Origin of the sequence: Streptosporangium sp. NPDC023825, from assembly GCF_040639575.1 — a bacterium.
In the GTDB taxonomy this organism is placed as follows: Bacteria; Actinomycetota; Actinomycetes; order Streptosporangiales; family Streptosporangiaceae; genus Streptosporangium.
Window position 1 is genome coordinate 127,622 of sequence record NZ_JBFAAE010000015.1, and the last position, 22,189, is coordinate 149,810.

The 22,189-nt window shown below is 68.6% G+C and carries 29 protein-coding genes; 3 read left to right on the plus strand and 26 right to left on the minus strand.

The genetic code is table 11. The features are described from left to right. Positions 1-405: 405 nt before the first annotated feature. The 3 genes from glmM to rplM all read right to left on the minus strand — a co-directional run bounded on the left by glmM (position 406) and on the right by rplM (position 2,799). Positions 406-1,761: a phosphoglucosamine mutase gene (gene glmM, locus AB0G15_RS16325; protein WP_362839931.1), complete on the minus strand. Its 1,356-nt coding sequence runs from the start codon at positions 1,759-1,761 to the stop codon at positions 406-408. 3 nt (positions 1,762-1,764) lie between these two features. Continuing rightward, positions 1,765-2,286, minus strand: a complete 522-nt coding sequence (rpsI, locus tag AB0G15_RS16330; protein ID WP_362839934.1) for a 30S ribosomal protein S9 — start codon at positions 2,284-2,286, stop codon at positions 1,765-1,767. 69 nt (positions 2,287-2,355) lie between these two features. Then, on the minus strand, positions 2,356-2,799 hold the full coding sequence (gene rplM, locus AB0G15_RS16335) for a 50S ribosomal protein L13 (RefSeq protein ID WP_344746717.1): 444 nt from the start codon (positions 2,797-2,799) through the stop codon (positions 2,356-2,358). Positions 2,800-3,321: 522 nt separating this feature from the next. Between rplM and AB0G15_RS16340 the strand changes: the two genes are divergently transcribed. The 3 genes from AB0G15_RS16340 to AB0G15_RS16350 all read left to right on the plus strand — a co-directional run bounded on the left by AB0G15_RS16340 (position 3,322) and on the right by AB0G15_RS16350 (position 7,800). Then, positions 3,322-4,065 (plus strand): CAP domain-containing protein, encoded by a 744-nt coding sequence (locus tag AB0G15_RS16340; RefSeq protein WP_362839937.1) that lies wholly within the window; start codon positions 3,322-3,324, stop codon positions 4,063-4,065. 35 nt (positions 4,066-4,100) lie between these two features. Further along, positions 4,101-5,039, plus strand: coding sequence for a hypothetical protein (locus tag AB0G15_RS16345; RefSeq protein ID WP_362839940.1), 939 nt, complete (start codon positions 4,101-4,103; stop codon positions 5,037-5,039). 94 nt (positions 5,040-5,133) lie between these two features. Further along, positions 5,134-7,800, plus strand: coding sequence for a hypothetical protein (locus AB0G15_RS16350; RefSeq protein WP_362839943.1), 2,667 nt, complete (start codon positions 5,134-5,136; stop codon positions 7,798-7,800). Here the strand turns inward: AB0G15_RS16350 and truA are convergent. The 23 genes from truA to rplN form a co-directional block, all read right to left on the minus strand. Beyond that, positions 7,790-8,677, minus strand: a complete 888-nt coding sequence (gene truA, locus AB0G15_RS16355; protein ID WP_362839946.1) for a tRNA pseudouridine(38-40) synthase TruA — start codon at positions 8,675-8,677, stop codon at positions 7,790-7,792. The genes AB0G15_RS16350 and truA overlap by 11 nt on opposite strands. A 163-nt stretch (positions 8,678-8,840) precedes the next feature. Beyond that, positions 8,841-9,401 carry a 50S ribosomal protein L17 gene (rplQ, locus tag AB0G15_RS16360; RefSeq protein ID WP_362839949.1) on the minus strand — a complete coding sequence of 187 codons (561 nt, stop codon included), beginning with the start codon at positions 9,399-9,401 and terminating at the stop codon, positions 8,841-8,843. 177 nt (positions 9,402-9,578) lie between these two features. Continuing rightward, on the minus strand, positions 9,579-10,595 hold the full coding sequence (locus AB0G15_RS16365) for a DNA-directed RNA polymerase subunit alpha (RefSeq protein ID WP_089210160.1): 1,017 nt from the start codon (positions 10,593-10,595) through the stop codon (positions 9,579-9,581). Between the two features lie 100 nt (positions 10,596-10,695). After that, entirely contained in the window at positions 10,696-11,322 is a 627-nt protein-coding gene (rpsD, locus tag AB0G15_RS16370) for a 30S ribosomal protein S4 (protein WP_030912875.1), read from the minus strand. A gap of 20 nt (positions 11,323-11,342) precedes the next feature. Further along, positions 11,343-11,747 (minus strand): 30S ribosomal protein S11, encoded by a 405-nt coding sequence (gene rpsK, locus AB0G15_RS16375; protein ID WP_012887860.1) that lies wholly within the window; start codon positions 11,745-11,747, stop codon positions 11,343-11,345. A 45-nt stretch (positions 11,748-11,792) separates the two neighbouring features. After that, a complete protein-coding gene (gene rpsM / locus AB0G15_RS16380; RefSeq protein ID WP_362678418.1) occupies positions 11,793-12,173 on the minus strand; it encodes a 30S ribosomal protein S13 in 381 nt (126 codons plus the stop codon). 210 nt (positions 12,174-12,383) lie between these two features. Then, the gene (rpmJ, locus tag AB0G15_RS16385) at positions 12,384-12,497 is read right to left on the minus strand and encodes a 50S ribosomal protein L36 (protein ID WP_003956441.1); all 114 of its coding nucleotides are present in this window, start codon (positions 12,495-12,497) and stop codon (positions 12,384-12,386) included. A 25-nt stretch (positions 12,498-12,522) separates the two neighbouring features. Then, positions 12,523-12,744, minus strand: coding sequence for a translation initiation factor IF-1 (gene infA, locus AB0G15_RS16390; protein WP_012887858.1), 222 nt, complete (start codon positions 12,742-12,744; stop codon positions 12,523-12,525). Between the two features lie 820 nt (positions 12,745-13,564). Next, on the minus strand, positions 13,565-14,047 hold the full coding sequence (locus AB0G15_RS16395) for a hypothetical protein (RefSeq protein WP_362678416.1): 483 nt from the start codon (positions 14,045-14,047) through the stop codon (positions 13,565-13,567). Positions 14,048-14,158: 111 nt separating this feature from the next. Beyond that, complete coding sequence (locus tag AB0G15_RS16400) at positions 14,159-14,608, minus strand: DUF1707 domain-containing protein (protein ID WP_362839952.1); 450 nt, start codon at positions 14,606-14,608, stop codon at positions 14,159-14,161. Positions 14,609-14,640: 32 nt separating this feature from the next. Then, positions 14,641-15,459, minus strand: a complete 819-nt coding sequence (map, locus tag AB0G15_RS16405; RefSeq protein WP_362839955.1) for a type I methionyl aminopeptidase — start codon at positions 15,457-15,459, stop codon at positions 14,641-14,643. Positions 15,460-15,582: 123 nt separating this feature from the next. Next, complete coding sequence (locus AB0G15_RS16410) at positions 15,583-16,233, minus strand: adenylate kinase (RefSeq protein WP_362678410.1); 651 nt, start codon at positions 16,231-16,233, stop codon at positions 15,583-15,585. After that, positions 16,233-17,552 (minus strand): preprotein translocase subunit SecY, encoded by a 1,320-nt coding sequence (gene secY, locus AB0G15_RS16415; protein ID WP_362839957.1) that lies wholly within the window; start codon positions 17,550-17,552, stop codon positions 16,233-16,235. The genes AB0G15_RS16410 and secY overlap by 1 nt, the downstream gene beginning before the upstream one ends. A 179-nt stretch (positions 17,553-17,731) precedes the next feature. Next, positions 17,732-18,187: a 50S ribosomal protein L15 gene (gene rplO, locus AB0G15_RS16420; RefSeq protein WP_362839960.1), complete on the minus strand. Its 456-nt coding sequence runs from the start codon at positions 18,185-18,187 to the stop codon at positions 17,732-17,734. 2 nt (positions 18,188-18,189) lie between these two features. After that, entirely contained in the window at positions 18,190-18,372 is a 183-nt protein-coding gene (gene rpmD, locus AB0G15_RS16425; protein ID WP_012887849.1) for a 50S ribosomal protein L30, read from the minus strand. Between the two features lie 3 nt (positions 18,373-18,375). After that, positions 18,376-19,008: a 30S ribosomal protein S5 gene (rpsE, locus tag AB0G15_RS16430; RefSeq protein WP_329089955.1), complete on the minus strand. Its 633-nt coding sequence runs from the start codon at positions 19,006-19,008 to the stop codon at positions 18,376-18,378. A 73-nt stretch (positions 19,009-19,081) separates the two neighbouring features. Continuing rightward, complete coding sequence (rplR, locus tag AB0G15_RS16435) at positions 19,082-19,465, minus strand: 50S ribosomal protein L18 (RefSeq protein WP_344913778.1); 384 nt, start codon at positions 19,463-19,465, stop codon at positions 19,082-19,084. Positions 19,466-19,467: 2 nt separating this feature from the next. After that, complete coding sequence (gene rplF, locus AB0G15_RS16440; RefSeq protein WP_344746701.1) at positions 19,468-20,010, minus strand: 50S ribosomal protein L6; 543 nt, start codon at positions 20,008-20,010, stop codon at positions 19,468-19,470. Positions 20,011-20,028: 18 nt separating this feature from the next. Next, positions 20,029-20,427, minus strand: a complete 399-nt coding sequence (gene rpsH, locus AB0G15_RS16445; protein WP_329089949.1) for a 30S ribosomal protein S8 — start codon at positions 20,425-20,427, stop codon at positions 20,029-20,031. A gap of 146 nt (positions 20,428-20,573) precedes the next feature. Beyond that, complete coding sequence (locus AB0G15_RS16450) at positions 20,574-20,759, minus strand: type Z 30S ribosomal protein S14 (RefSeq protein WP_012887844.1); 186 nt, start codon at positions 20,757-20,759, stop codon at positions 20,574-20,576. Between the two features lie 2 nt (positions 20,760-20,761). Further along, a complete protein-coding gene (gene rplE, locus AB0G15_RS16455; protein ID WP_362839963.1) occupies positions 20,762-21,340 on the minus strand; it encodes a 50S ribosomal protein L5 in 579 nt (192 codons plus the stop codon). After that, a complete protein-coding gene (gene rplX, locus AB0G15_RS16460; RefSeq protein ID WP_362839965.1) occupies positions 21,340-21,660 on the minus strand; it encodes a 50S ribosomal protein L24 in 321 nt (106 codons plus the stop codon). The genes rplE and rplX overlap by 1 nt, the downstream gene beginning before the upstream one ends. Then, complete coding sequence (rplN, locus tag AB0G15_RS16465; RefSeq protein WP_012887841.1) at positions 21,660-22,028, minus strand: 50S ribosomal protein L14; 369 nt, start codon at positions 22,026-22,028, stop codon at positions 21,660-21,662. Before rplN ends, rplX begins: the two co-directional genes overlap by 1 nt. Between the last annotated feature and the right edge of the window lie 161 nt (positions 22,029-22,189).

Here is a 22,189-nt window from a genome sequence, read left to right on the forward strand (position 1 = left end):
GCCGCCGGACGCACGCGGGCCGGTCGTCCCCGTCTGATCGGGGATGCCGCCGAGAACAGCGGGAAGCGAAAGCACGGCGCGGCACCCCTTCGTTCGATCACGATGTCGGCGGCCTCGCGCCGCGTGGGCATCGTGACGACCGGAGCGACCGGACGGCCGCCGGGGCTTGTCGCCATTCGGCACGATGAGCGGTTTCCTGGAGGGAACCCCTCCTCAACCACTAAAAGTGTCTGATCAACGACTCAGAGTGTCAATCAATGCGAAGTGCGGCGTGGCGCGGGACAATCAGGGGCACAACGGATCACGAGAACGAGGCGCGTCGAGCGCGGCGGAACGGGTGCTACGCGGGTCGCGCACATGACAAAGCACGGCCCGCACCGAAAGTGCGGGCCGTGCTTCGATCGTTCAGACGCAGGCCGTACGGACGACGTCGGCCAGCCGGCCGGCCAGCTGCTCGGCCTGTTCCGCCGAGGCGGCCTCGACCATGACGCGGATCATCGGCTCGGTGCCGCTGGGCCGGATCAGCACGCGCCCGGTCTCTCCCAGCTCCGACTCCGCGGCGCTGACCGCGGCGGCCAGCTCCGGAGCCGAGGCCTTGGACCGGTCGACGTCCTTCACGTTGACCAGGACCTGCGGCAGGCGGGTCATCACCGAGGCCAGCTCGGCCAGCGACTTCTTCTCCCGCGCCACGACCGCCAGCAGGTGCAGCGAGGTCAGCAGGCCGTCCCCGGTGGTGGCGTGGTCGAGCATCAGGACATGGCCGGACTGCTCGCCGCCGAGGTTGTAACCGCCGGCCCTCATGGCCTCCAGGACGTAGCGGTCGCCCACGGCGGTCTCGACGACGTCGACACCAGCGTTCTTGAGCGCGATCTTGAAGCCCAGGTTGGACATGACCGTGGCCACCACGGTGTCGCCGGCCAGCGTTCCCTCGGCGCGCATGGCCATGGCCAGCACCGCCATGATCTGGTCACCGTCGACGATCTCACCGGTGTGCGAGACGGCCAGGCAACGGTCCGCGTCGCCGTCGTAGGCGATGCCCACGTCCGCGTTGCGGGAGACCACGATCTGCTGGAGCTTGTCCAGGTGGGTGGAGCCGACCCCCGCGTTGATGTTGAGACCGTCGGGGCGCGCCCCGATCGTCTCCACGGTGGCTCCGGCCCGCAGCAACGCCTCGGGAGCCACCATGTGGGCGGCACCGTGGGCGCAGTCGAGGACCACGTTCAGGCCGTCGAGACGGCCGTTCACGGTGGACAGCACGTGGGACACGTAGCGGTCGGCCTCACCGTACGCCTCGCGTACGCGGCCGACCGAGGCACCGACAGGACGCTCCCACTTCTCGCCGAGCCGCTGCTCGATCTCGTTCTCCACCGCGTCGGGCAGCTTGTAGCCGCCTCGGGTGAGGAACTTGATCCCGTTGTCGGGGGCGGGATTGTGGGAGGCGGAGATCATCACGCCCATGTCGGCTCTGAGAGCCGTCGTCAGGTAAGCGACCGCCGGGGTGGGCAGCACGCCGAGCCGGAGAACGTCCACACCAGACGACGCGAGGCCGGCGACCACCGCGGCCTCCAGGAATTCTCCTGAAGCCCGAGGGTCCCGGCCCACGACGGCGACGGGACGGCCCCGCCGCCCGACGCTGGTACTGAACGCCCCGGCATCGCCGAGGACATGAGCCGCGGCCACGGACAGGTCCATGGCGAGCTCGGCCGTGAGGTCGCGTCCGGCGACCCCACGTACCCCGTCGGTGCCGAAAAGGCGCCCCAACGCTTAACGCTTGCTGTACTGCGGAGCCTTGCGGGCCTTCTTGAGGCCGTACTTCTTGCGCTCGGTGGCGCGGGCGTCACGGGTCAGGAAGCCGGCCTTCTTCAGCGGCGGGCGGTTGACCTCGACGTCCAGCGCGGTCAGCGCGCGGGAGAGACCCATGCGCAGGGCACCGGCCTGGCCGGTCACGCCGCCGCCGTTGATGCGGGCGATGACGTCGAACTGCTCCTCGGCACCGAGCACCACGAAGGGCTCGTTGACGATCTGCTGGTGGACCTTGTTCGGGAAGTAGTTCTCAAGCGTACGACCGTTGATCGTCCACTTGCCGGTGCCCGGCACGATGCGGACGCGGGCGACGGACTCCTTGCGGCGGCCCGTGCCGTACGAGTTGCCGGTGGTGATGGGCTTGCGGACGGCGACGTCGCCGCTGGCGGTGGACTCGGAGGTGTACTCGGAGGGGAACTCCTCCGCGGAGTACGCTTCCTGCTCGGCCTCGACGGGCGTCTCGACACCGGTGGACTCAGCCACGGTTCTCCTCTAACTTTCCTACTCGGCGTCGGCCATCGGCCAACGCTGCTGGCGACAAGCAGCTATTGACTACTGGGCGATCTGGGTGAGCTCGAAAGACACCGGCTGCTGCGCCTGGTGCGGGTGCTCGGAACCGGCGTAGACCTTGAGCTTCTTGATCATCTTCCGGCCGAGGGCGTTCTTGGGCAGCATGCCCTTCACGGCCTTCTCGACGGCGCGGTCGGGACGCTTGTCCATGAGCTCGCCGTAGGTCATGGAGCGCAGACCGCCCGGGTAGCCCGAGTGGCGGTAGGCCTTCTTCTGCTCAAGCTTGTTACCGGTCAGCGCGACCTTGTCGGCGTTGATGACGATGACGAAGTCACCGGTGTCGACGTGGTTGGCGAAGGTCGGCTTGTGCTTACCGCGAAGCAGGATCGCGACGTGGCTGGCCAGCCGGCCAAGCACGATGTCGGTGGCGTCGATGATGTGCCACTGACGCTCGACTTCGGCAGGCTTGGGTGTGTACGTGCGCACGGTCGTATGCCTTCTTTGGTCGCGTCTTCGGCGCTGTCGGAGAGGACAGCAACATGGTCGGTAGGTGCGGGCACACGACAGCCCGGACCTTCCGTCTCCAGGAAAAGAGGAGATGACGCCGGACGCGCCGCGTATCGGTCTGCAAGAGGAGACCAATTCGCACACAACGAACTAGCAGGATACCGGCACGGGAGAGTGCTTGCAAAATGACATGACTCTCCGCCGGTACCCCCTGCAGTCTACCCGCCCGGGGGCGGTGCCCGGGAACCGCCACGCGGGACGACGGGATCCGGCGGCCGCGCAAGACGCCGTCACCAGGGCGGGAACCCGGCGGCGCGGCCTCTCCCCGCATCTCCGGGCAAGGACACCGGCATCTCCGGGAAAGGGCGCCCACATCTCCGGCAAAGGGCCGCCGGACGGTGATCTCGGGACCGCCGCTCCGGAACCTTCACGGAACGGTTCCAATATGTTCTCAGCATTCCCTTCTTCCTCACCGCAAACATCCCTATCTTTGATAGCGGTATGTGGCAGCTTCCTCACCCCGGGCATACCCAGCGAGCGCGCCTGCGTCGCATGGGGGTGTTCGCGTGCCTGCTGGCGGTTCTGCTGGTCGGCTTCATCATCGGCCGGGGCAGCCGCGACGGGAACGTCGCGGACCAGATCTACCTCAACGACACCGGTCCGACGAGGCCCGCGCCCAGCGGCGCCCTGGCCGGACAGGTCGAGCGCGCCCCGCTCGCCCGGGTCGCCCGCGCCTCCGCCGCCCCCCAGGACCGGCGCCCGCGCCCCACCCCGAGCGCCGACGCGCCGACCGGCGGCTCCGGGAAGGACGGCCCCTCCCGCTACCTGCTCAACGGCGACGGCGGCGACGGCGCCCCCTCCGTCCTCGGCGCGATGGAGCGCGAGGTCGTCCGGCTCGTCAACGTCGAGCGCAGGCGGGCCGGGTGCGCGCCACTCAGGATCGACAGGCGGCTGACCGCCTCGGCCAGGAAGCACTCGGCCGGAATGGCGGCCGCGGGAAGCCTCTCCCACAACTCCGCCGACGGCACGTCCCCCTGGGAGCGGATGGAGGCCACCGGCTACCGCGACGGCGGCGCGGAGAACATCGGGCGCGGCTACACCTCTCCCGACGAGGCGGTGCGCAGCTGGATGGGCACCAGCGGCCACCGGCGCAACATCCTCAACTGCGAGCTCACGGCCACCGGAGTCGGGGCCGTCCAGGGTCCCGACGGGCCCTGGTGGACCCAGGACTTCGGATACTCCTGAGCCGACCGGCTCCGATACCGGGCTACGCTCGGCGCATGGGTTTTCCCGTGGAGCCGCCGCGCCGCCAGCCTTACAACCGGCCTGACGCGTCGCCGCCCGCACAGGGCCAGCACTGGTTCGACGCCTCGCAGAACAACCGCGCCGCCGAACCCCCCCAGCAGGCCTCCCGGCCCACCGGGCCGCGGGAACGCCCCACGGAACCGTCCGGGGAACGGCCCCGCCGGGAGATGTGGAGCCCGTACGACGAGGGTCCCCGCTCACGCCGCCCGATCTTCATCGCGGCCGGGGCGTTCGCCGCGCTGGTCGCCGCGGGCGTCGGCCTGGCCGTGCTGGCCAACTCCGACCCCGACCCGGTGCCCGGCGCGACGAGCCCCACCGCCGAGGCCCCCCTCATACCGCCCGCCGACACCGCGGAGGGCAAGTTCGGCTTCGCCACCTCCCGCGCCGGCGACCCGCACCTTCTGACCCTGAACGAGGTGTTCAAGCGCAAGAAGGTGAAGATCGGCGGGCAGACCTACCTGATGACCACGCGCAGGACCGACAAGAAGTGCGACAAGGCGGTGGTCGGGGAGAAGCTCCAGAAGGCCCTCACCGCGGCCAAGTGCAACCAGCTTCTGCGGGCCAGCTTCCGCGACGCCTCAGGGAAGATCATCGGCACCGTGGGAGTCGCCAACCTCAAGACGTCGGCGGGGGCGTCCAAGGTCGTCTCGGTCGGCTCGGGCAAGGAGCGGGAGGAATACCTCAAACCGCTGCCAGGTAAGGATAAGGTCACCAAACTTCTCGGCACCGGTGAGGCGTTCGTGGGCGAGTGGCGCCACGGGCACTACGCGGTGATGGTCTGGTTCCAGTACAAGGACGGCCACCTGCCGAAGAAGACCGAGGTCAAGAAGCTGAACCAGGCGGCCTTCGGCGCGGCGGACGCGACCGTCACCCCCGCCCTGGAGGCGCGATCACTGACCGGAAAACGCCCTTGACCATGGGGTCATACCGGCGTTTTGCGGCATGAATCCGGCAGACGATACGGCCATACCCGCATGACGATCTCCGGCTGTCGCTAGGCTGCGTCGTATGCGTGGCCAGGAATCCGGGTCCGAGCACCAACGTGAAGCCGAGGGTTCGGCAGCACCGGCGACGCCGCCGCCGAGTTTCGGCCAGCCCTCGCCCCACGTGCTGCGGACCGATCTCACAGGTGACGAGCAGCCCCACAGCCCTTCGGCATGGCCGGAGGTGACCCCCGGGGCGGCTCAGCCATGGACGGTCCCCGGCGACGGGGCCCCCTACGACTGGTACGCCCAGCCGGAGGCCGACCCGCCCGCCCCCTGGCCCGGCCCCTCGCACGCCGCGCCACAGCCGGAGCCGCTCCCTTCTCCGGAACCCTCCGGCCCCCCGCGGCCCGGGTCCTCCCCCGAGTCCTCCGATCCCGCCGGGCCCGGGTTCCCGCCCGGCCCCTCGGGGAGCGCTCGGCCGGGTCTCCCCTCCGAGCTCTCAGCTCGGCCAGACCTTCCCTCCGAGATCTCAGGTCCCCGGCCCGGGTTCCCGCCCGCTCCCTCGGGCCCCACCTGGTCGGAGTTCTCCCGGCCCGATCCGGCCTCGCCGGCCCCTCCGGCGTGGATCAACTCCCCCACGCCCCCGGAGCCCTCCCCTCCCGCCTGGCCGGCCCCGCCCGCCCAGGGCGACCCCTCGGGCCCGTCCTGGCCCGGCGCCCCGGCCCCGGACGCGACCTCCCCCGCCTGGCCGCCCCCGCTCCAGGACGAGGCCACCTCACCCGCCTGGCCCTCTCCCGCCGACCGGCCGTCCGTGCCCTGGCCCGGCACCCCCGGCTCCGCCGACGCCTCGGGTCCGTCCTCCGGCGCCCCGGCCCCGGACGCGACCTCCCCCGCCTGGCCGGCCTCACCGGCCCAGGGCGACCCCTCGGGCCCGTCCTGGCCCGGCACCCCCGCCCCGGACGCGACCTCCCCGGCCTGGCCGCCCCCGCTCCGGGACGAGTCCTCACCCGCCTGGCCGACGGAACCGGCCGCCCCTTCGCGGCCCGGCGGGGTCGGCGAGGGCGGGCACCACGAGCACGGGGGTTCCGCGCCGCGGAGCGACCAGCCGCTGTCCACCGCGCCCATCGTGCCGGGCGCACCGCCCTGGCAGCCGCCGCCCGCCTTCACGGCCGCGGCCGCGGGCATGCAGGTCTGGCCCTCGTCCGGGCAGGAGGCCCCCTGGCCCGCCGCGACCGGCGAGCCGGTGTGGACCGACCCCGAGGAGAGCGCCGCCCGCCCGGGAGAGCCCGGCGACGTCGCCGTGTGGCCGCCGGACGCCGCCCCCCATCGGGAGCCGGGTGAGAGCGGCGACACCACGGTCGACGTCCGCGCCACCGGGCCCGCCGCGCCGGGGCACCCCGAGCGGGGGGACCTTCTGGAGGACGGCCCCGGCCTCGCACCCCGGCAGGACCCGCCCGCCCCGCAGGTCCCCTCTCAGCAGACTCCCTCGATCCCGCAGGGCTCCCCTCAGCAGACTCCCGCGATCCCGCAGGGCTCCCCTCAGCAGACTTCCGCGCCCTCACCGGCCGGCCCGCCGGACGAGGCCCCTCCCGTCCTTTCCGGTCCCGCTCCGGCGGTTGTGCCCCCTACGTCCCCCACGTCCGCGCCCGTGGCGCAGCCCGTCACCCAGTCCGCCACACGGCCGGGACCGGACCCGGCCTCGCCGTTGCCCGCGCCTCCCCTCGACCAGGCCGCCCGCGACCGGACACCGTCCCAGGCCGCCGATTTCCGCCCGGAGGCGGCGCAGCCCTTCCCCTCCTCGGAGCAGCTCTTCCCCTCCTCGGACCAGGCGACCCCGCCGGGCGGCATCCCCGTCGTCACCGGCGTCGCCCCGCCGTTCCCGGTCCTCCCGTCCCCGCCGGCGACCTCCGCGCCGGCGGGCGAGCCGACGGCGGTCCTCGGGACCGGCCCGGCGACGACGCGCGGGGCGTTCACCCCGCTCTCGGCGTTCACCCCCGAGCCCCCGCCCCCTCCCCCCGCGCCGGCCCGCAGCAGGGCGAGCACGACGCTGATCGCGGCCGTGGTCGCGGTCGTGGTGGTCGGCATCGGCACCGGCGCCTTCTTCGCCTACCAGTCGTTCAGCGCCAAGCAGTCGGCGAACGCGACGGACCCGATTCCCAGCTCCGGAACCCTCGACCCCACCGACGACCTGGACATCACCGGCGAGCCGGAGCCGATCAACACCACGATGCTCAACTCCGAGAAGACCGACCCGGGCACGATGACCGTGGCCGCCGCCTTCGGCAAGAAGGTGTCCGTGGCCGGGACGACGTTCACCAGGGTCAAGACCGACGTCACCGAGCAGTGCCACAAGGCCGCGTCCGGCAAGTTCGCCGGCACCCTGCGCACCCAGGAGTGCCGCCGGGTGCTGCGGGCGACGTACGTGGACAGCAAGCGGCGGTACGCCGTGACCACGGGGATCGCCGTGCTGCCCACCCGCGAGTCCGCGGTCGCGGCCGACAAGGCCAAGAACCTCGGCAGCAACCTCTGGTTCCGCGGCCTGCCCTCGGCCGCCGGCACGGGCGGCGAGCGGGTGCACATCGCGGGCGGCTACGCGGCCGGGATGGTGTGGGGCCGCTACATCGTGTTCAGCTACGCCACCTTCAGCGACGGGCACACCCCGACCGCCAAGGAGAAGGGCCTGGGCAAGGTCAGCGGCGCCTTCCGCGACCAGACCGCGAAGGTCGTGGAGCGCCGCGTCACGAGCTGAGCGTCCGCACCCGGCGGGTCTCCGCGGCCCGCCGGGCGAGCTCCTCGGCGCCGGGATAGCGCACCTCCTCCAGGCAGAGCCCGTGCGCGGGCGCGACGTGCACCCCCGAGTCCCGTACGGCCCTCGCCAGCACCCCGCCCGGCCAGTCGACCGGGAGCCGCCCCTCGCCGACGGGCAGCAGCGATCCGACCAGCGCCCGGACCATGGAGTGGCAGAACGCGTCGGCCGTCACCGTCGCGACGACGAGCCCGTCCTCGCGGACCCAGTCGAGCCGCTGGAGCTCGCGGATCGTGGTCGCGCCCTCGCGTTTCTTGCAGAACGCGGCGAAGTCGTGCTCGCCGAGGAGCGCGGCGGCGGCCGCGTTCAGCCTGTCCACGTCGAGGGGCCTGTTGTACCAGACGACCTCGCGGCGCCGGAGCGGGTCGACCCCGCCCGGGGCGTCGGAGATCCGGTAGGCGTACCGCCTCGACAGCGCCGAGAACCGCGCGTCGAAGCCCTCAGGAGCCACCGTGACGAGACGCACACGCACATCGGGCGGCAGGACCCCGGCGAGCCTCCTGCGCATGGCAGAGAGCCTCTCGGCGAGCTCCGCCGCGGATCCCGGCTCCGGGCCCTCGCCCGCGGCCGCCCCCCGGCGGCCGCGGCCGTCCAGCGCGCCGAGCGCGCCGGGGTCCAGGTCGACGTGGGCCACCTGACCGCGGGCGTGCACGCCCGCGTCGGTCCGCCCGGCCACGGTCAGCGCCGGGGGCTCGGCGAGCCGCAGGATCCTGCCGAGCGCCTCCTCGATCTCCCCCTGGACCGTACGCCGCCCGGGCTGCTTGGCCCAGCCGGAGAAGTCGGTGCCGTCATAGGCGAGATCCAGCCTCAGCCGTACCACGATGGTTCCTTTCTGGAACTCTCACGGGCTCACGTCGCCCCCGGGCCTCCCTGGCATTCCCGGGAGGGCGTCCGGAGACCTTCCGGGAGACCGCCTGGAGAACGGAAAGGGCCCGGCGCCCCCCGCTGAGGAGGTGCCGGGCCCGTTCACGGGGCCTGAGAGATCAGGCGTTGTCCTTCTTGGCCTCGGTCTCCTCGGCGGGAGCCTCGGTCGTCTCCTCGGAGGCCTTCGTCTCCTCGGTGGTCTCGGCCTTGGCCTCGCCGGCGTCGGCCTTGGTCTCCTCGACCTCGGCCTCCTTGGTCTCCTCCGCCTTGGGCGCGGTGGCCTGGGCGGCGGCCGGGGTCCGGCCGACCTTGACCGTGTTCAGCGGCTCGGACACCAGCTCGATCACGGCCATGGGGGCGGCGTCGCCCTTGCGGAGGCCGATCTTGGTGATCCGGGTGTAGCCGCCGGGACGCTCGGCGAAGGTCGGGGCGATCTCGGTGAAGAGGTGGTGGACGACGCTCTTGTCCCTGACGATCGTCAGCACCTGGCGACGGTTGTGCATGTCGCCCTTCTTCGCCTTGGTGATCAGCTTCTCCGCCACCGGACGCAGACGCTTCGCCTTGGCCTCGGTGGTCTTGATCCGGCCGTGCTGGAACAGCTGGGTGGCGAGGTTCGCCAGGATCAGCCGCTCGTGGGCCGGGCTGCCGCCGAGACGGGCACCCTTGGTGGGCCTAGGCATAACGTTCTCCTTGGGAGTAAACCCGCCCCGGCCGTACGAGGTACCGGGGTCGGGCCGGGGGCCGGAGGGCCCCCGTCATCGTGAAACTCGGTGACACCGGAGGTGACGAGGGTCACCCGGTGTCGCGGGACGCCCGCGAGACGCCGTGAGGCGTGACGCCGTGGGACGTCCCGGAACTCAGTACTGCTCGGTCTCGACGTAGGCGCTGTCGTCGTCGTCGTAGCCGCCGCCGGCCACCGCGCTCGGGTCGAACCCGGGCGGGGAGTCCTTGAGCGCGAGCGTCATCTCGTGCAGCTTCTGCTTGACCTCTTCGATGGACTTGGCACCGAAGTTCCTTATGTCGAGGAGGTCCTGCTCGCTGCGGGCCACGAGCTCACCCACGGTGTGGATGCCCTCGCGCTTGAGGCAGTTGTAGGAGCGGACCGTGAGGTTCAGCTCCTCGATCGGCAGCGCCAGGTCGGCGGCGAGGGCCGCGTCCGTCGGCGACGGGCCGATGTCGATGCCCTCGGCCTCGACGTTCAGCTCGCGGGCGAGGCCGAACAGCTCGACGAGGGTCTTACCGGCGGAGGCCACCGCGTCGCGGGGCTTCATGCACGGCTTGGTCTCGACGTCCAGGATCAGACGGTCGAAGTCGGTGCGCTGCTCGACTCGGGTCGCCTCGACCTTGTAGGTGACCTTGAGCACCGGGGAGTAGATGGAGTCGATCGGGATGCGGCCGATCTCCTGGCCCGGCTGCTTGTTCTGCGCGGCGGAGACGTAGCCGCGACCGCGCTCGACGGTCAGCTCCATCTCCAGCTTCGCCTTGCCGTTCAGGGTGGCGATGCGCAGCTCGGGGTTGTGCACCTCGACACCGGCCGGGGGCGCGATGTCGGCGGCGGTGACGTCACCGGGGCCCTGCTTGCGCAGGTACATCACCACGGGCTCGTCGTGCTCGGAGGAGACGACCAGGTCCTTGAGGTTCAGGATGATGTCGGTGACATCCTCCTTGACGCCCGGCACGGTGGTGAACTCGTGCAGCACACCCTCGATGCGGATGCTGGTCACGGCCGCGCCCGGGATGGACGACAGCAGCGTGCGGCGCAGCGAGTTGCCGATGGTGTAGCCGAAACCCGGCTCCAGCGGCTCGATGATGAACTTGGACCGGGTCTCCTCGAGGGACTCCTCAAGGAGGGAGGGACGCTGAGCGATCAGCATGGTGAGATCTCCCTTGCATGGCGGCGCCCGCTATTTGACGCCGCTCGAACAACAGCATAGGTGCCGTACGGCGAATCGCCGCACGGCACCTGAAGAGCCGCTACTTGGAGTAGAGCTCGACGATCAGCTGCTCCTGGACCTGGGTGTCAATCTGCTGACGGACCGGGAGCTGGTGGACCAGGACGCGCAGCGCGTCCGGGACGACGCCCAGCCACGCCGGGTACGTCTTGTCACCGGCGGTGGCGCGGGCCACCTCGTAGGGCAGGAGGTTGCGCGACTTCTCGCGGACCTCGACGATGTCGTGCTCGCGCACGCGGTACGACGGGATGTCGACCTTCTTGCCGTTCACCAGGATGTGGCCGTGACGGACCTGCTGGCGGGCGGCGTCGCGCGACTCCGCGAAACCGGCGCGGTAGACCACGTTGTCGAGACGGCTCTCCAGGATCTGGAGGAGGTTCTCGCCGGTCTTGCCGGTCTTGCGGTTGGCTTCCTCGTAGTAGTTGTGGAACTGCTTCTCGAGGACGCCGTAGATGCGGCGGGTCTTCTGCTTCTCACGAAGCTGGAGCTGGTACTCAGACTCCTTGGGACGGCCGCGGCCGTGCTCACCCGGCGGGTAAGGACGGATCTCGATGGGGCACTTCGCGGACTCGCACTTCTTGCCCTTGAGGAAGAGCTTGGTCTTCTCCCTGCGGCAGAGCTTGCAGTCCGCACCCGTGTAACGAGCCATTTTCTATCTTCTCCTGGGCGTCAGACGCGACGGCGCTTGGGCGGACGGCAGCCGTTGTGCGGCACGGGGGTGACGTCCTGGATGGACCCGACCTCGAGGCCGGTCGCCTGCAGCGACCGGATCGCGGTCTCACGGCCGGAGCCGGGGCCCTTGACGAAGACATCGACCTTGCGCATGCCGTGCTCCATGGCGCGGCGGGCGGCGTTCTCCGCGGCCATCTGCGCCGCGAACGGGGTGGACTTACGGGAGCCCTTGAACCCGACGTGGCCGGCGCTGGCCCAGGAGATCACGTTCCCACTCGGGTCGGTGATCGAGACGATCGTGTTGTTGAACGTGCTCTTGATGTGGGCGTGCCCGTGAGCGACGTTCTTCTTTTCCTTGCGGCGCACCTTCTTGGGTGCACCCTGGCGGCTCTTAGGAGGCATTCTTTGCCTTCACTCCTGAGGTCTTCGGTCCTGCGGCTACGCGGACTACTTCTTACCGGGCTTCTTCTTGCCGGCCACGGTCTTCTTCTTGCCCTTACGGGTGCGTGCGTTGGTCTGCGTGCGCTGACCGTGCACGGGAAGGCCACGGCGGTGCCGAATGCCCTGGTAGCACTGAATCTCGATCTTGCGACGGATGTCGGCCTGAACTTCGCGACGGAGGTCACCCTCGATCTTGTAGTTCGCCTCGATGTAGTCGCGCAGCGGCACCAGCTCTTCGTCGGTCAGCTGGTGAACCCGCAGGTCGCCGTTGACGCCGGTGGCCTGAAGGGTTTCGAGCGCACGAGTGCGGCCGATTCCGAAAATGTAGGTGAGAGCGATCTCCAGCCGCTTGTCGCGGGGGAGGTCTACACCAACCAGGCGAGCCATGGTCGGGCATTCTCCTTCGTTATGGCGGAGGTCCTGCGCCTCACTTCCCCTCCCCATGCCCGGGGTGAGGGCCCCGGCCTCCGACCGGGGGTCTCCTGCGGGGTACGGCGCGAGCCGCCGGCGCAGGTGTGAGACACGATTACGTGAAAGCCCCACATGGATCGAGTCCGCCTCTTAGGAGCGGACTCTCACGGGGCCTTGTTGGAGCGACTAGCCCTGACGCTGCTTGTGGCGCAGGTTGTCGCAGATCACCATGACGCGACCGTGCCGGCGAATCACCTTGCACTTGTCACAGATCTTCTTGACGCTCGGCTTGACCTTCATAGTCCTATTCGTCCCTCAGACGCGCTTACTTGTATCGGTAGACGATCCGCCCACGACTGAGGTCGTAGGGGCTCAGTTCGACGACAACCCTGTCGTCAGGAAGGATCCGGATGTAGTGCATCCGCATCCGCCCGCTGATGTGGGCCAGGACCTTATGGCCGTTGTCGAGTTGCACCCGGAACATCGCGTTCGGGAGCGACTCAACCACAGTGCCCTCGATCTCGATGGCGCCGTCTTTCTTGGCCATGTCCCTCGCGTTTCACTGATCGGTCGTCTGAGGCTTCGGAACACTAAGCAGCCGCGACCCAGCGCTTCGATGAGAGCGGCGGTTGCGAAACCGCCGATGCGCAATGGTCATAGTGAACCGAAGAAGGAGTGTACGGCACCGGGCGAGGAAATGCGAAACACACGGCCGGTACCTTGACACAACCGCTACAAAGGATACCGCAGATCCCGAGCGGGACGGACGGCACGGCTCGACGCGCGAATACTCGTTTGCCCATTGTGGCATGTCCGGCCAGGTCAGGCCAGCATCCCGGCTCCCACTCCCCTCCCCCGACGCGCCGCCGATCCGCTTCCGGCCCACTCCCGGCGCGCCTCCGATCCGCCCCGATCCGTTCCCGGCTCGCCCCCGGCGCGCCGCCCATCCGTTCCCGGCCCGCCTCCGATCCGCCCCCGGCCCACCCCCGACGCGCCGCCCATCCGCCCCGGTCCGCCGCCGATCCGCTCGGCGGGGTGCCATCCGGGTGCCGGGTGATCGCCTCCGTCAGGACCGCCCGGCGAGACCCCCGGGACCGGGAGCCCGCGTGAGCGTCCCCGTCGTCCCGTCGCCCCCTCGGCACCGGAAAACCCCCTGGCACCGGAAAACCCCCCGGCGACCCGGCGCCGGGGGGCTTGCTCGACCAACCTTATCGATCAACGTTTCCCGATCGACTTCTCTCGGCCGACGCTTCTCGACCAACACCCCCTTGATCAACACCTCTCGGCCAACGTCCCGCCGAAGGGCCCCCGCCCCCGCCGGATGACCCTGACCACTCGGACCGTCCCCCGGAAGGCGTGGGGAGAGATCAGAAGGCGTCACCCCAGCGGCCGCAGTCGTCGAACTTGTTGCCGCCCTCGCAGACCCGGATCTTGAAGTCGTCGAAGCCGTTGCTCTTCTTGAACCCGCCGAACTTGTTGAAGCCGGAGTTGCCGAAGGTGCTGAACACCTTGCTGTGCGAGCCGAACTTGTCGTGCCACTTGAACCACACGTAGCTGCGCTGGCGGTCACGGTCGCGGTCGAACAGGTTGCCGTAGAACCAGTAGCGGCCGCCGCTGCTGGTCCAGTAGCCCTTGAAGTAGGAGCGCTTGCCGAAGCTCTCGCCACCGCCGAAGCCCGAGTAGTAGGGGCCGAAGAAGTGCTTGCTCGACGTCTGCGCCTCCTGGACCGCGACGGCGGACCCGGCCGGTGCCTGCGAGGCCGAGGCCATCGCCGACGGGGCGGCGAGGACACCCGCGGCCAGCGAACCTGCCAGCGCCGCTCCGACCAGGGCTGTACGGATCTTGCTCATCGAATCTTCCTCCTGTGAACCGAGGTCCGGCTGTCCGGACACCGCTCACGTTAGGAAGATTCAATCCCTCCTTCTGCGGAGGAATGCACACTCAACGCCCAGCGTGCACTATTACGGGTTCCGGCCTCGCCCCAGGACCGTGGCGACCGTCGTCACCAGCAACACCACGCCCCACGGGCCCATGACCCACAGGGGCCACGGGTACGGGAAGTCGTCGCCGGTCGCCCCGACGATGAGCCAGATCATCCAGTTGATGCCGCTGGCCATCGCCCAGACGGACCAGGCGGCCGCCAGACCCTTGTCCTGCGCACCCTTCACGCTGCTCGCCTTGACGCGCTCAGGGGCCCGGGAAGGGGCCTCGGGGAGCCGGCGCAGGTCGACGTCGGGAAGGTCGGAGGTGAGGACGGCGAGCTCGCCGTACGTCTTGCTGGTGTAGAGCTGTTCGAGGCGCTCGTCGAACTCCTCCGTGGTCAGGCGGCCCTGGGCGTAGTGCTCCCTCAGGACCGAGGCGACCTTGTCGCGATCTCCGTCGGAGGCTCGCATCTCCGGACCAGCCGCCATGTCAACCACATCCGCTCGCCGGCGGGCCCGAATCAGCCCGCGTCTCCCAACAGGTCGGCAAGCCGCTCTTTCCCCCCGTCAAGGGCGGTCAATACCCAAGGTCCATTATGTGTCACGGCGACGCTGTGTTCGAAGTGTGCGGAGACCTTTCCGTCGATCGTGACCACGGTCCAGTCGTCGGCCAGCACCTTGGTCCGGTCCGTCCCGAGGTTGACCATCGGCTCGACGGCGAAGCACATGCCCGGCTCGAACTTCGGGCCCCGGCCGGGCTTGCCGTGATTGGCCACCCACGGGTCCATGTGCATCTCGGTGCCGATGCCGTGGCCGCCGTACTCCTGCGGGATGCCGTAGCGCCCCTGGGAGCGGACGTACTTCTCCACCTCGTGCCCGATGTCGGACAGATGGCGGCCCACGGTGAGCGCGGCGATGCCCCGCCACATGGCCTCCTCCGTGACCCGCATCAGCTCGGTCAGCTTGGGATCCACCTCGCCGATCGGGACCGTGATGGCCGAGTCACCGTGCCAGCCGTCCAGGATGGCGCCGCAGTCGATCGAGATGATGTCGCCCTCCTTCAGCGGGCGGCGGTCACCCGGGATGCCGTGGACGACCTCGTGGTTGACCGAGGCGCAGATCGTCGCGGGGAAGCCCTGGTAGCCCTTGAAGGAGGGGATCGCCCCCTCGTCCCTGATGGCCTTCTCCGCGATCGCGTCCAGGTCCAGGGGCGTCATGCCCGGCTGGACGCTCTCCCGCAGGAGCTGCAGGGTACGGCCGACCACGAGGCCCGCCGCCCGCATCTTCTCCACCTGCTCGGGCGTCTTGATCTGGATTCCATGCCTGTTCTTCTTGAACACGTGCACACCCCCTGGGGTGGTTCAACGGGCGGTCCGGGAGCCCAATTCCCCCGATTCTGCCCTAAATGACAGCACGCCACCCATGAGAAACCCATGGGTGGCGTGCTCGGTGCTATCGCTTCGCTAGCCGATGAAGGGGTTCAGAGCCTCCATCGCGCGCTGGGTGACCTCTTCCACCGGACCGGTGGCGTCCACGCCGACCAGGATCCCCTCGTCGGCGTAGAAGGAGACCAGGGGAGCGGTCTGCTCCTGGTAGACCTCCAGGCGGTGCCTGACGGTCGCCTCCTTGTCGTCGTCCCGCTGGTACAGCCGGCCGTTGCAGGCGTCGCAGACGTCGTCCTTCTTGTCATCGAAGTCGACATGCCAGATGCGACCGCACTGGCTGCAGGTCCGGCGCCCCGCGAGCCTGCGGACGACCTCCTCGTCATCGACCACGAGCTCCAGGACGATGTCCAGACCGACCTCGAACTCGGCGAGGATCTTCTTCAGGATCTCGGCCTGGGGCACGTTCCTGGGGAAGCCGTCGAGCAGGAAACCGTCCTGCGCGTCCTTCTCGGCGAGGCGGTCGCGGACCATCGCGATGGTGACCTCGTCGGGCACGAGGTCGCCGCGGTCCATGTATTCCTTGGCAATCTTGCCGAGCTCCGTGCCGCCCGAGACGTTGGCGCGGAAGATGTCACCTGTCGAAATCTTCGGGATCGACAGGTTCGATGCGACGAACTGGGCCTGTGTCCCCTTACCCGCTCCGGGGGGCCCGACCAGGACGAGGCGCACTACTTCAGGAAGCCTTCATAGTTGCGCTGCTGCAGCTGGCTCTCGATCTGCTTCACGGTGTCGAGGCCGACACCAACCATGATCAGAATGCTCGTCCCTCCGAACGGGAAGTTCTGACTCGCGCCGACGAGCGCCAGCGCGACGATCGGCACCATGGAGATCAGGCCCAGATACAGCGCGCCGGGAGCGGTGAGTCGCGTGAGCACGTAGTTCAAGTACTCAGCCGTCGGGCGACCCGGGCGGATGCCCGGGATGAACCCACCGTACTTCTTCATGTTGTCGGCGACTTCAACGGGGTTGAAGGTAATCGACACGTAGAAGTACGTGAAGAAGACGATGAGCAGGAAGAAGGTGATCATGTACGTCGGGGTGGTCCCGCCGCCGCCGAACTCCTGCGAGATCCACTGGATGATCCAGTGCGGCTCCTCCTGGGTGTTCGAGAAGAGCGTCGTGATCAGCTGCGGAAGGTAGAGCAGCGAGGAGGCGAAGATGACCGGGATGATGCCGGCCTGGTTGACCTTCAGCGGGATGTAGGTCGACGTCCCGCCGTACATCCTGCGGCCGACCATGCGCTTGGCGTACTGCACCGGGATCCGGCGCTGCGCCTGCTCCACCATCACGACCAGGGCGATCATCGCGATACCGACGACGATGACCACGGCGAAGACGAAGCCGCCCTTCTGGCGGGCGATGTTCAGCAGCTCGGACGGGAAGACCGCGATGACCTGCGTGAAGATCAGGATGGACATGCCGTTGCCGATGCCGCGGTCGGTGACCAGCTCGCCCAGCCACATGACGACGGCGGTGCCGGCCGTCATGGTCAGCACCATCGTGACGATGGCGAAGACGTTGTCCTTGTCGAGGAGGATCTCCTCACGACACTGCGGGAACAGCTGGCCGCTGCGGGCCAGGGCCACGAAGGCGGTCGACTGCAGCACGGCCAGGCCGACCGTCAGGTAACGGGTGTACTGCGTGATCTTGGTCTGTCCGGCCTGCCCCTCCTTCTTGAGGGCTTCCAGGCGCGGGATGACCACGACGAGCAGCTGAAGAATGATGCTCGCGGTGATGTACGGCATGATGCCGAGGGCGAAAACTGAAAGTTTCAGAAGGGCGCCGCCGCTGAACAGCTGCACCATTCCGTAGATGTTGCCCGCGTCCCCCGCCTGCGCCTGGGTGAGACAACGGCTGATGTTCTCGGTATGCACACCCGGAGTCGGCAGGACCGACCCAAGTCGGAACAGCGCGATGATGCCCAAAGTGAAGAGCAACTTCTTACGCAGGTCCGGCGTACGGAACGCTCGGGTAAATGCGGTCAGCACGGTCCCTCCTGCGCGCCTGAAAGGCGAGGTCGGTCAGCGATGGTGCGGGGGTGTTCCATCTTTGCCATATCCAGTCAATGAGCCCAAGGAAATGAGTCGAGGCCCACTGTCCAGCGAACTCTAACGCACTACGGGCGCGGGAGCCCATTACGAGCCCCCGCGCCGCGTGATGATAACGCCTACAGCTCGGAGACGGAGCCCCCGGCAGCGGCGATCTTGTCCTTGGCCTTGGCCGAGAAGGCGTGCGCCTCCACGTTCAACGCCACGGAGATGTCACCGGTTCCCAGAACCTTGACGAGCTGGTTCTTGCGAACCGCGCCCTTGGCGACGAGCGCGTCGACGGTGACGTCGCCGCCGTCGGGGAACAGCTCGCCGAGCCGGTCAAGGTTGACGACCTGGTAGGTCGTCTTGAACAGGGCGTTGGAGAAGCCCTTGAACTTGGGCAGGCGCCGCTGCAGCGGAACCTGGCCACCCTCGAAGCCGAGCGGGACCTTGTTCCTGGCCCTCGTGCCCTTGGTACCACGACCCGCGGTCTTGCCCTTGGACGCCTCGCCGCGGCCCTTGCGGACCTTCGACTTGTTGGCGCCGGGGGCCGGACGCAGGTGGTGGATGCGGAGCGGAGTGTTCTCTGCCATGTCTAGTCGACCTCTTCCACGGTGACGAGGTGCGTCACCACGGTGACCATGCCGCGGATCTCCGGGCGGTCCTCCTTGACAACGACGTCGCCGATTCGCTTCAGACCGAGCGAGCGCAGCGAGTCACGCTGGTTCTGCTTGCCACCGATCTTGGAACGGACCTGGGTAATCTTCAGGCGTGCCATGGACTAGCTCACCGCCTTCGCGGCCGCGGCCTCCGCGAGACCCTCGGCGCGAGCCTTGAGCATCCGCTTGGGGGCGACGTCCTCGATCGGGAGACCACGGCGGGCCGCGATCTCCTCGGGGCGGCTGAGGCCCTTCAGGGCCGCCACCGTGGCGTGCACGATGTTGATCGGGTTGTCCGAGCCGAGCGACTTGGACAGCACGTCGTGGATACCGGCGCACTCCAGCACGGCGCGCACCGGGCCACCGGCGATGACGCCGGTACCGGGCGAGGCCGGACGCAGGAAGACGACGCCCGCGGCCTCTTCGCCCTGCACGATGTGCGGGATGGTGCCCTGGATGCGGGGCACCTTGAAGAAGTGCTTCTTGGCCTCTTCGACACCCTTGGCGATCGCCGCGGGCACTTCCTTGGCCTTGCCGTAGCCGACGCCGACCATGCCGTTGCCGTCACCGACGATGACGAGGGCGGTGAAGCTGAAGCGACGACCACCCTTCACGACCTTGGCCACTCGGTTGATCTTCACAACGCGCTCGATGTACGAGACGCCCTTGTCAGCGTTTCCACCGCGGCGATCGTCACGACGACCGTCACGCCGCTCGCCACCGGCGGCGCCACCGCGACGCGGAGCTCCAGCCATTAGTGGTTCCTCTTCTCATTCGTAAGACGGGCCATCGGGTGCGATCCTGGATTGCGATCCTGGGACGGAGTCATCAGAACTCCAGTCCGCCTTCGCGTGCGCTGTCTGCCAGCGCCGCGATGCGGCCCGCGTAGCGGTTGCCACCCCGGTCGAACACGACCGCGGTGATCCCGGCTGCCTTGGCCCGCTGAGCGAGAAGCTCGCCGACCTGCTTGGCCTTGTCGGTCTTGGCGCCCTCCGCCGAGCGCAGGGAGGCGTCCATGGTGGACGCGCTCACCAGCGTGTGACCCTGGGTGTCGTCGACGATCTGCACGAAGAGGTGCTTCGTGGAGCGGTTGACGACCAGGCGCGGACGCGTGGCCGTACCGGCCACCTTCTTGCGGACTCGGCCGTGGCGGCGGGCCCGCGAGACGGCGCGGGCGGCCGTGTGCTTGCCGAACGCAGTCTTGCCAGCCATGCCTACTTACCAGCCTTTCCGACCTTGCGGCGGATAACTTCACCCTGGTAGCGCACGCCCTTGCCCTTGTACGGGTCGGGCTTGCGCAGCTTGCGGATGTTCGCGGCGATCTCGCCGACCTTCTGCTTGTCGATGCCGTCCACGTGGAACAGCGTCGGCCTCTCGACGCGGAAGGTGACACCCTCGGGGGCGTCGACGATCACCGGGTGGCTGAAGCCGAGAGCGAACTCGAGCTGAGTCGGGCTCTTGGCCTGCACGCGGTAACCGACGCCCACGATCTCCAAGGTCTTCGAGTAACCCTGGGTGACACCGGTCACCATGTTGGCGACCAGGGTGCGGGACAGGCCGTGCAGCGCACGGACCTTGTTCTCGTCGTTGGGGCGGGTGACGTTCAGGTTGCCGTCGTCACCCTTGGCGATCGCGATGGGCTCCGCGACCGTGTGTGAAAGCGTGCCCTTGGGACCCTTGACCGTGACGTCCCGGCCGTCGATGGCGACGTCCACTCCGTTCGGTACGGGGATGGGCAGCCGTCCGATTCTTGACATGCTGTTCGTTCTCCCCTCTTACCAAACGAAGGCGAGGACTTCCCCGCCCACTCCACGCTTGCCGGCCTGCTTGTCCGTCATGAGACCGCCGGACGTCGAGATGATCGCGACGCCCAGTCCGCCCAGGACTCGGGGCAGGTTGTCCTTCTTTGCATAAACCCGCAGGCCGGGCTTGGAAACCCGGCGCAGGCCCGCGAGGGACCGCTCACGGGTCGGCCCGAACTTCAGCTCCACCACGAGGTTCTTTCCGACCTTGGCGTCTTCGACGCTCCAGGACTGGATGTAACCCTCCTGCTGGAGGATCTCGGCGATGTGCGCCTTGATCTTCGAGTACGGCATCGCCACGCTGTCGTGGTACGCCGAGTTCGCGTTTCGCAGACGCGTCAGCATGTCTGCGATCGGGTCCGTCATCGTCATGGCCGGTGGCCTTCCTCACCGCGGTTTCCACAAGGGACCTACGGTGCGGTCATGGGCGCCTGTAGGCGGCGCCCGGTGAATACGACTTCTATGTGCGGCCGGTGCCGCGCGCGGGCCCGTGATCGCTCACAGGGCCGCGCGAGGGGCTACCAGCTCGACTTGGTGATGCCGGGCAGCTCGCCCCGGTGCGCCATCTCGCGGAAGCAGATGCGGCACAGGCCGAACTTCCTGTAGACGGCGCGGGGACGACCACAGCGCGAGCACCGAGTGTACGCCCGGACCTCGAACTTGGCCTTACGAGCAGCCTTGACCTTGAGCGACGTCTTCGCCATGATCAGGCCTCCTTGAACGGGAATCCGAGCTGCTTCAGCAGCGCCCGGCCCTGGTCGTCGGTCTTAGCGGTGGTCACGACCGTGATGTCCATACCACGCTGGCGGTCGACCTTGTCCTGGTCGATCTCGTGGAACATGACCTGCTCGGTGAGACCGAAGGTGTAGTTCCCGTTGCCGTCGAACTGCTTGGGCGACAGACCGCGGAAGTCACGGATGCGGGGCAGCGCCAGCGAGAGCAGCCGGTCGAGGAACTCCCACATGCGGTCACCGCGAAGCGTGACGTGCGCGCCGATCGGCATGCCCTCGCGCAGCTTGAACTGGGCGATGGACTTGCGGGCGCGGACGACCGCCGGCTTCTGGCCGGTGATCACGGTGAGGTCGCGGACGGCGCCTTCGATGAGCTTCGAGTCACGCGCGGCCTCGCCGACGCCCATGTTCACCTTGATCTTGGTGATGGTGGGCACCAGCATGATGTTCTCGAACTCGAACTGCTCGTTCAGCTTCGCGACGATCTCTTCGCGGTAGCGCTGCTTGAGGCGCGGGAGGGCCCGCTGTCCGGTCTCGGTGGTGTTCGCGGTCATCAGTTGTCCTCACCCGTCTCCTCGGAAGCGGCCTTGGCCGACTCCTTCTTGGCGGGCTTGTCGTCCTTGGCAGGCTTCTCATCCTTGAGCTTCTTGACGTTGCTCACGTGGATGGGAGCCTCCATGGTCTGCACGCCACCGGTCTTGGCGCCGCGCGGACCCTGGTTGGTCTCCTTGGCGTGCTTCTTGACCATGTTGACGCCCTCGACCACCACGCGCTCGTCGCGCGGGTGGGCGGCGATCACACGACCCTTGGCACCCTTGTCCTTGCCGGCGATGACCAGGACGAGGTCACCCTTCTTCACATGAAGCTTCGGCATTACAACACCTCCGGCGCGAGCGAGATGATCCGCATGAACTTCTTGTCACGCAGCTCACGTCCGACGGGACCGAAGATGCGGGTGCCCCGGGGGTCGCCGCTGTCCTTGATGATGACGGCGGCGTTCTCGTCGAAGCGGATGTAGGAACCGTCGGGACGGCGGCGCTCCTTGACAGTACGGACGATGACGGCCTTGACCACATCGCCCTTCTTCACGGTGCCGCCGGGGATGGCGTCCTTGACCGTGGCGACGATGATGTCACCGATTCCCGCGTAGCGCCGGCCCGAGCCACCGAGCACACGGATGCAAAGGACTTCCTTCGCACCGGTGTTGTCGGCGACCTTGAGCCGCGACTCCTGCTGGATCACTTGAACTCCTGTTTGTCTCGCTGGTTCTCACCCGTGGGTGAGCCTTGCGGAACCTGATGGGTCTTTTTCCCCCGGCGACAGCCCTTCTCAGGGCCGCCACCGCAGGCGGGGCGAAGATCGCTTCGCCCCCTTGGACGCCGTCGTGGGGGGTGACGGTGTCA